The 8,494-nt window shown below is 48.9% G+C and carries 8 protein-coding genes; 7 read left to right on the top strand and 1 reads right to left on the bottom strand.

What is annotated here, in order from left to right:
- The first annotated feature begins 203 nt into the window (after positions 1-203).
- The 7 genes from NSB25_RS08010 to NSB25_RS07980 all read left to right on the top strand — a co-directional run bounded on the left by NSB25_RS08010 (position 204) and on the right by NSB25_RS07980 (position 6,918).
- Positions 204-554 (top strand): hypothetical protein, encoded by a 351-nt coding sequence (locus NSB25_RS08010; RefSeq protein ID WP_103238892.1) that lies wholly within the window; start codon positions 204-206, stop codon positions 552-554.
- 511 nt (positions 555-1,065) lie between these two features.
- Positions 1,066-1,824: an adenosylmethionine decarboxylase gene (gene speD, locus NSB25_RS08005; protein ID WP_103238891.1), complete on the top strand. Its 759-nt coding sequence runs from the start codon at positions 1,066-1,068 to the stop codon at positions 1,822-1,824.
- A 74-nt stretch (positions 1,825-1,898) separates the two neighbouring features.
- Positions 1,899-3,359 carry an aminotransferase class I/II-fold pyridoxal phosphate-dependent enzyme gene (locus tag NSB25_RS08000; protein ID WP_103238890.1) on the top strand — a complete coding sequence of 487 codons (1,461 nt, stop codon included), beginning with the start codon at positions 1,899-1,901 and terminating at the stop codon, positions 3,357-3,359.
- A gap of 163 nt (positions 3,360-3,522) precedes the next feature.
- Entirely contained in the window at positions 3,523-4,380 is an 858-nt protein-coding gene (gene speE, locus NSB25_RS07995; protein ID WP_103238889.1) for a polyamine aminopropyltransferase, read from the top strand.
- A gap of 81 nt (positions 4,381-4,461) precedes the next feature.
- On the top strand, positions 4,462-5,721 hold the full coding sequence (locus NSB25_RS07990; RefSeq protein WP_103238888.1) for a saccharopine dehydrogenase family protein: 1,260 nt from the start codon (positions 4,462-4,464) through the stop codon (positions 5,719-5,721).
- A gap of 122 nt (positions 5,722-5,843) precedes the next feature.
- Positions 5,844-6,599 carry an AzlC family ABC transporter permease gene (locus tag NSB25_RS07985; RefSeq protein ID WP_103238887.1) on the top strand — a complete coding sequence of 252 codons (756 nt, stop codon included), beginning with the start codon at positions 5,844-5,846 and terminating at the stop codon, positions 6,597-6,599.
- Positions 6,589-6,918 (top strand): AzlD domain-containing protein, encoded by a 330-nt coding sequence (locus tag NSB25_RS07980; protein ID WP_103238886.1) that lies wholly within the window; start codon positions 6,589-6,591, stop codon positions 6,916-6,918. The genes NSB25_RS07985 and NSB25_RS07980 overlap by 11 nt, the downstream gene beginning before the upstream one ends.
- 198 nt (positions 6,919-7,116) lie before the next feature.
- Here NSB25_RS07980 and NSB25_RS07975 read toward each other — a convergent pair whose 3' ends face one another.
- Complete coding sequence (locus tag NSB25_RS07975; protein ID WP_103238885.1) at positions 7,117-8,346, bottom strand: ATP-binding protein; 1,230 nt, start codon at positions 8,344-8,346, stop codon at positions 7,117-7,119.
- Between the last annotated feature and the right edge of the window lie 148 nt (positions 8,347-8,494).

Raw genomic sequence — 8,494 nt, 5'->3', positions numbered from 1 at the left:
CAGCAAAGGTTGACTGGCATTTTAGGACAGGTGATGCCAGAATAAAGCTCAAGTCTTTATACCCCAGCTTTACTGCCGCCTCTTAAAAGGCGGTAGTAAGGTTAAATATCGTCATGTCAATACACTAGTATAACGGCATAGACCGATAGCGCCGCTGGGAACCGGCCCTGATTTCAGGGGTGTGTTACGGAGCGAGGAGGCATATGAATCTTAATACATCGAAGATAAATCTCCCTGGCCTGTGGGATGTGATTCGGGCATACGAGGGAAAGCAGTTTTTAACCAAAAAGGGGCTTCCGTTTACCTATACCATCAAGGGCGGGGAACTGTTCACAGACAGGCGGGAAAGGTCCATTACCAGAAGTACTTTTGAAAAAGCATATGAAAAGCTGATTCAGGATCAGACCGGCGAGAATGCGCCGAAAAAGATCGTGGGACCTAAAACGCTGAACGTGTACGGCGCGCCTTATGTGTGGGCTGTGTTCATGGGCATCGGGCTGATAGAAGAAACTGTGTATGTGCAGCTGGCGATAGAGCCGAAGCAGGAGGACTAGAACGCATCCTGCATCCGACGGTGCGGGTGTTAAAAGACAGGCTGCCGAACTGCTGCCGGCAAAACGCGGCGGTCAGAGCAGGTAATAAAGTGGACAAATAATATTTGACGAAATGTAAGAGACATGATACAATGAGCGATAGTGAAAGCGATACACTGGATATGACAGTGTAAGTATGGAAAACAGACAGAGTCTTCCATGTAAATATTTTGGCAACTGTGTTGCCTTATTGATTGAGTTAAGAGCTCAGATTTTATAAGTTGGTTACTATAAACCGGTGCAGATGCACATCTAACTTGTGAAACGGTCAATAAGAGTAGTAAAAGTAAAATATTTGCTATATAGACTCTAAAACCATATATCTGTTATTTCGTACTTGAAAGTCGTGGAATCAGACGGCGGGTATAAGTGAAAACGAGAGCAGGGATATTTAAAAGCAAGTGAGGTAAGTATCACTTGCTTTTTATTTTGCACAGGTCCGGTATATGGAAGTCTGGATAAAGGAGAAGGTATGAGCGAGAAATTTACTCTGTATGGATTTAATAATTTAACCAAATCCCTTAGTTTTAATATTTACGATGTGTGCTATGCCAAGTCTCAGAGGGAGCAGAAGGACTATATTGCCTATATCGATCAGCAGTATAATTCGGAACGTCTGACCAAACTTCTGGTGGATGTGACGGAGATGATAGGGGCCACTGTACTGAATATTTCCAGCCAGGATTATGAGCCGCAGGGCAGTTCAGTGACTATTCTGATTGCGGACGAAAGCAAGGTGCCCATGGGGGATACCACAGTGGCGCATCTGGATAAAAGCCATATAACCGTTCATACATATCCGGAGTACCATCCTGATACCTGTCTCGCCACTTTTCGGGTGGATATTGACGTGGCCACCTGCGGAGAGATTACGCCGCTGTCCACGCTGGATTATCTGATCGGAGCCTTTGATTCCGACATTATTACCATGGATTACAGGGTCAGAGGGTTTACAAGGGATGTCAGCGGCCAGAAGCTTTTTATGGACCACAGAATCACGTCCATTCAGGACTACATTGACCAGAACACCATGCGCAGATATGATGCGGTGGATATCAATGTATATGAGGCAAATATTTTTCATACCAAGATGCTGATTAAGGAGATTGATCTGCAGAACTATCTGTTCAACAGCGATGTCTATGAACTGCCGCCGAAGCTGCGGCTGGAGATTATGGACAATCTGCGCAGGGAGATGATTGAGATATTCAGCGGGAGGAATATTTATTAATGTGCCGGGTGTGACAGGAGCGAAAGGTAAGAGAACACTCTGGAAGGCAGATCCGGGGAAGGAGGGGACAGCAGATGGGGCGTTTCAATCAGTCCAGAGCGCCGATCTATGAGGCGCTGGAAGAGTTTCGAAGAGACAGAATTGTGCCCTTCGATGTGCCGGGACACAAACGGGGCCGGGGGAATCCGGAGCTGGCTGCGCTTCTGGGGCAGCAGTGTGTGGGAATAGATGTGAATTCCATGAAGTCCCTGGACAACCTGTGCCATCCCGTATCTGTGATTCGGGAAGCGGAGGAAATGGCAGCGGAAGCCTTTGGAGCGGCATATGCTTTTCTGATGGTGGGCGGCACCACATCTTCGGTACAGAGTATGGTTCTGAGCGCCTGCAAAAAGGGAGATAAGATTATTCTGCCCAGGAATGTGCACAGGAGTGTGATCAATGCACTGGTGCTGAACGGGGCTATCCCCATATACGTGAATCCGGATATGGACAGCAGGCTGGGTATTGCGCTGGGGATGAAAGTGTCTCAGGTGGAGCGGACCATTCAGGAGCATCCGGACGCGGTGGCTGTACTGGTAAATAACCCTACTTACTATGGGATTTGCTCTGATCTGCGGAGTATTGTGTGTATGGCGCATGCCCATGGAATGAAGGTGCTGGTGGATGAGGCTCATGGGACCCACTTTTATTTCGGGGAAAAGATGCCGCTGTCAGCCATGGAAGCCGGCGCAGATATGGCGGCTGTCAGTATGCACAAATCAGGCGGAAGCCTGACACAGAGCTCCTTTCTGCTGACGGGAATCGGGATGAATCCCGGTTATGTGAGACAGATTATCAATCTGACCCAGACAACAAGCGCTTCGTACCTTCTGCTGGCCAGCCTGGATATTTCCCGCAGGAATCTGGCGCTTCGGGGAAAGGAACAGTTTGCAAAAGTCATATCACTGGCGGAATATGCCCGGGAAGAAATTAACCGTATCGGGGGATATTATGCCTATACCGCGGAACTGATTAACGGGGACAGCATCTTCGATTTCGACAGGACGAAACTGACCGTGAATACGCTGGGAATCGGGCTGGCGGGAATTGAAGTCTATGACCTGCTCAGGGATGAATATGACATTCAGATGGAGCTGGGTGACATTGCCAATGTGCTGGCCTATCTGTCTATCGGGGACAGAGAGCGGGATATGGAGCGGCTGATCGGCGCCCTGGTGGAAATCAGGAGAAAATACGGCCGGGACAATACAGGTATGTATACCCAGGAATACATCGAGCCCAAAGTGGCTGTGTCTCCTCAGAACGCATTTTACGCGGAGAAAGAATCCCTGCCTTTATCGGAAACGGAAGGGCGTATCTGCAGTGAATTTGTCATGTGCTATCCGCCCGGCATTCCCATTCTGGCGCCGGGGGAAGAGATCACGGCGCAGATTCTGGAGTATATCACTTATGCCAGAGAAAAAGGCTGCTCCATGACCGGTCCGGAGGACCCGGCCATCGAACGCCTGAATGTGTTGAAAGAAGAGTGGATGTAGACTTTACCCTTTAGAGCCGTCGCGCAGCGACTTAATTTAGAAAACAGTATCTGCCCGGGAAGTACACAGATACATTTACGGACGAATGTACTTGCGACCGGAAATGTATCTCAGGAAAAGTGTACTTTCGGGCAGATACGGAACTGGAATAGGAGGTGGCTTTATGGAATTATGGTTTTCGGAACCGCACACACCGGATGTGAAGCTGTCCATCCGGGTAGATAAGCAGTTATACAGCGGAGAAAGTGATCTGCAGAGGATTGATGTGTTCGAATCCCCGGAACTGGGACGGTTCCTGGTGCTGGACGGATATGTAATGCTGACGGAAAAGGACGAATTTATTTACCATGAAATGATTGTTCATGTGCCCATGGCGGTACATCCCTGTGTAAAGCGGGTGCTGGTAATCGGTGCCGGGGACGGCGGCGTGGTGCGGGAACTGACCAGGTATCCGGAGATAGAGTATATCGACCTGGTGGAGATTGACCAGCAGGTGATTCAGGTGTGCAGAGATTATCTGCCCCGGACAGCCTGTAAGCTGGACGACGAGAGAGTGTATATTCACTATGAAGACGGTCTGAAATTCGTCCGCACCCGGGAAGACGAGTATGATCTGATCATTGTGGATTCCACGGACCCTTTCGGCCCCGGAGAAGGGCTGTTCACGAAGGAATTCTATGGAAACTGCTATAAGGCGCTGCGGGAGGATGGCATCATGGTGAACCAGCATGAAAGTCCTTTCTATGAGGCAGATGCCACAGCCTGTATGAGGGCTCACAAGCGTATCGTGGAGAGCTTTCCCATCAGCCGGGTGTATCAGGCACATATTCCCACCTATCCCTCCGGCCACTGGCTGTTCGGGTTCGCCTCCAAACGGTATCACCCGGTGCGGGACCTGGACGCTGCGAGATGGGATGAGCGGGGGCTGGAGACGAAATATTACACCACAAGGCTTCATATGGGAGCTTTCTGTCTGCCGGCTTATGTGGAGAAGCTGCTGCGCAAGGTGGAGATACGATGAGTCCGGCTTTTTATTATGTTGTGAATACAGGATTTAAGAGTACCGGGAAGGCTGTAGAACTATATTAGAGGAGAGATGAAAATGGCTGAGATTGTAATTATCGGCTGCGGAGGCGTGGCCTCTGTGGCAATTCAGAAATGTGCGAAGAAGGCGGATGTATTCTCGGAAATCTGCATTGCCAGCCGCACGATATCCAAATGTGATGCATTAAAAGAGAAGCTTGAGGGAACCACCGAAGCGAAGATTACTACCGCGAAGGTGGATGCGGACAATGTGGAGGAGCTGATTGCTCTGCTCAAAAAGGAGAAGCCGAAGGCTGTGCTGAATCTGGCGCTGCCATATCAGGACCTGACCATAATGGATGCCTGCCTGGCCTGCGGGGTAGACTATATTGACACGGCCAATTATGAGGCGGAGGACACGGAAGATCCGGAGTGGCGCGCCGCATATGAGAAACGCTGTAAAGAGGCGGGCTTCACCGCTTATTTTGACTATTCCTGGCAATGGGCTTACAGAGAACGCTTTGAGAAGGCGGGGATTACGGCTCTGCTGGGCAGCGGCTTTGACCCCGGAGTGACCAGCGTATTTTCTGCCTATGCGTTGAAGCACTATTTTGACGAGATTCACAGGATTGATATCCTGGACTGCAACGGCGGCGATCACGGCTATCCCTTTGCCACCAATTTCAACCCGGAAATCAATCTCCGGGAGGTATCGGCAAATGGTTCCTACTGGGAGAACGGACACTGGGTGGAGACGAAGCCCATGGAGATAAAGCGGGAGTATGATTTTGCTCAGGTGGGGAAAAAGGATATGTATCTTCTGCACCATGAGGAAATCGAGTCTCTGGCGAAGAATATTCCGGGCATTCAGCGCATCCGGTTTTTTATGACATTTGGGCAGAGCTATCTGACCCATATGAAATGTCTGGAGAATGTGGGAATGCTGCGCACCGACCCTGTGGTATTCGAGGGCAGAGAGATTGTACCCATCCAGTTCCTGAAGACACTGCTTCCGGACCCGGCGTCTCTGGGCCCCCGCACGGTGGGCAAGACCAATATCGGCTGCATTTTCACCGGAGTAAAGGATGGGAAGGAGAAGTCTGTCTACATTTACAATGTGTGTGACCATCAGGAATGCTATAGGGAGCTGGGGTCTCAGGCCATTTCCTACACGACAGGTGTGCCTGCCATGATCGGCGCCATGCTGGTGATGAAGGGGACCTGGAAAAGGGCCGGCGTATTTAACGTGGAAGAATTTGATCCCGATCCGTTTATGGAGGCGCTGAACGAATACGGCCTGCCCTGGGTGGTGGAGGAGAATCCCGTGCTGGTGGACTGATTGGACTGAGAGGGCAACAGCTCAGGGAGCTGTCCTGACTGTTGCCTGTGGGGTAAAGGGACAATGATTCTGATAGGGGGCGGACTTGAAATCCCTGAGAGAGGCGGCGAAAGAGAAATAAAATGGAACAGAATAGAAGGGCTTTCCGAGACGGAATCAGAGATGGTTTTCCCATTGCGCTGGGATACTTTGCAGTGGCATTTTCTCTGGGAATCGCGGCGAGGAAAGCTGGTTTGAACCCTTTTCAGGGATTTTTATCCAGTATATTAAATCATGCTTCCGCAGGAGAATATGCCGAATTTACTGTGATTATGGCGAATGCAGCCTATTTTGAGATGGCCTTTGTCATTCTGGTGACAAATATGCGCTATCTGCTTATGAGCTGTGCGCTGAGCCAGAAGTTCGACCCGACGACTTCCGGCATCCATCGGTTCCTGGTGGGCTTCGGAATTACAGATGAAATCTTCGGAATCGGCATTGCCAGAAAAGGAGTGGTGAATCCCTGGTATCACTATGGGGCTATGGCTGTCGCCCTTCCCAGCTGGGCGGCAGGTACTGCCATAGGGATTGTGGCGGGCAACATACTTCCGGTTTCTGCGGTCAGCGCGCTGAGTGTGGCGTTATACGGTATGTTTGTGGCGATTATCGTTCCGGCGTCCAGGAAGGATAAGACTGTGGGGGGCGTAGTTGCGGTCAGCTTTCTCGCGAGCTTTCTGGTATCCAGGATTGCTCTGTTCGACGGGCTGTCGGAAAGCATGAAGATCAGCCTGCTCACAGTGCTGATTGCCGGGATTGCCGCGGCTTTCTTTCCGGTGAAGGAGGAAGCCGATAAAGAGGCGGAGACCAGGACAGAGAAGGGACGGAGACATGGAGCATAACATTTATCTTTACATATTGACAGCGGCTGCCGTATCCTGTCTGATTCGTGTACTGCCTCTGACGCTGATTCGGAAGAAGATTAAGAATCCCTTTCTGCGGTCATTTCTTTACTATGTTCCGTATGTGACTCTCGCCGTGATGACTTTTCCGGCGATTATCGCGGCACCCCAGATTCCGCTTGCCGGGATTCTGGCATTGATTGTGGGTGTCATTGCCGCATGGAAAGGTGTCAACATGATCGGGATTGCTGCGCTGTGCTGTTTTGTGGTATTTGTCTGCGAAGCTGTGGTTCTGCATTTAAATTCTTTGGCAAGGTAGAGAGGACTTTAAAAGCTGGAGTCTTTCATCAACTCCTATTTTTCATGGCCGCTGTAGAAGATTAACCTCATGGATTCCGGTATGATTCATGATCGAACAGTTTAATTTAGAAGGACTAACCGCCTGCGCTGTGCTTCTCCTGCTCTTCATAAACGAAGGCAGGAGAAGATAGTACACAACTGTTAAGGAATTTCAAATTCAGGCCAGCAGCCAGTCAATCAAATTCAAAGATTTGATGCCGTCATAAGAAGTGATATAATTCCGATCCATTGACAGAATAATTTTCTCATAGTTGTCAGGTATCAGGCGCAGAGGTCTTAGTTCGCGCTCACGGGTTTCCGGGGATTGCATACTTTCTGTTACCTGAATATATAACTTATCATTTGGCTTTTCCGCTACAAAATCTACTTCGGTTCCCCCTACTTTTCCGATGTACACACGGTAGTCACGTCGAAGCAGTTCCAGGAACACAATATTCTCGAGAATGTGACCCCGATCCGCATCGCGATAGCCAAGCAGCATGTTGCGGAATCCCATGTCAATGATGTAGTTTTTTCCCAGTGTTTTCAGTAGCTGCCTGCCTTTTACGTCATATCTGCCGATAGAGTAGAAGATATATGCGCTGCGCAGCAGGGAAATGTATTTCTCCACAGTTTTACCCGCCACATTTTTTCCTTTTCCGTTTTGAATGTCACCTTCATTGCTCAAGACATTACCGATGCTGTTGGGTGATGTGATGCTGCCAACATTGGAGCAGAGAAACAGTACGATTTTGTGCAGAATTCTCTGATCGGTCTGATTGTTACGCTGGAGAATATCGCGTAGAACTACAGTTGCATAGATACCTTCCAGTGCCTGAATGCTTCTCGCTTCGTTAAACCTGTATTCTCTTAAAATGGGCATACCGCCAAACTGAAGATATCTATGGAATTTTTCCTCCGCTGTGACAGAAGGAGCAAATTCATAGAAGGTCAGAAATTCTTTAAAAGACAGCGGCAACATACGGATTTCCACATACCTGCCGGAAAGCAGCGTGGAAAACTCCGTAGAAAGCAGGTAAGCATTGGAACCGGTAATGTAGATATCAACATCAAAATCCAGGCGGAAAGACTCGATAGCCTTTTCCCAATGTTCCACAGCCTGAAGCTCATCAAAAATCAGATAAGTCCTTCCGGTGTCCGGAATGCGTCCGCTGACATAGTCATAGAAAGCAAGGTAATCGGAAAGATTCCGGTAGCGCAGAGATTCCAGGTTCATATGAATGATGTGAGAATCCTCTATTCCACTGTCAGACAGGTATTGATGAAACAGATCCAGCAGGGATGATTTTCCACATCTGCGAATGCCGGAGACAATTTTGACCAGATTCACATCTTTATTTTGAATGAGTTGATTTAAATATTCGGGTCGATTTATCAGTTCGGTCATGACGCACCTCCTAATTTCTATTTTTTATTATACCCTATAATTGAAAAAATACAAGAGTTTCGGACTTGCGAGTCGGAAACCAAATGAAATACAGTAGTTTTTGACATATAGAGACAGAAAACAATGCGTTTTTGGAGCATAAAAGTTT

Origin of the sequence: Acetatifactor muris, from assembly GCF_024623325.1 — a bacterium.
GTDB classification, from domain to species: domain Bacteria; phylum Bacillota; class Clostridia; order Lachnospirales; family Lachnospiraceae; genus Acetatifactor; species Acetatifactor muris.
This window is presented reverse-complemented; position numbering and strand designations above follow the sequence as displayed.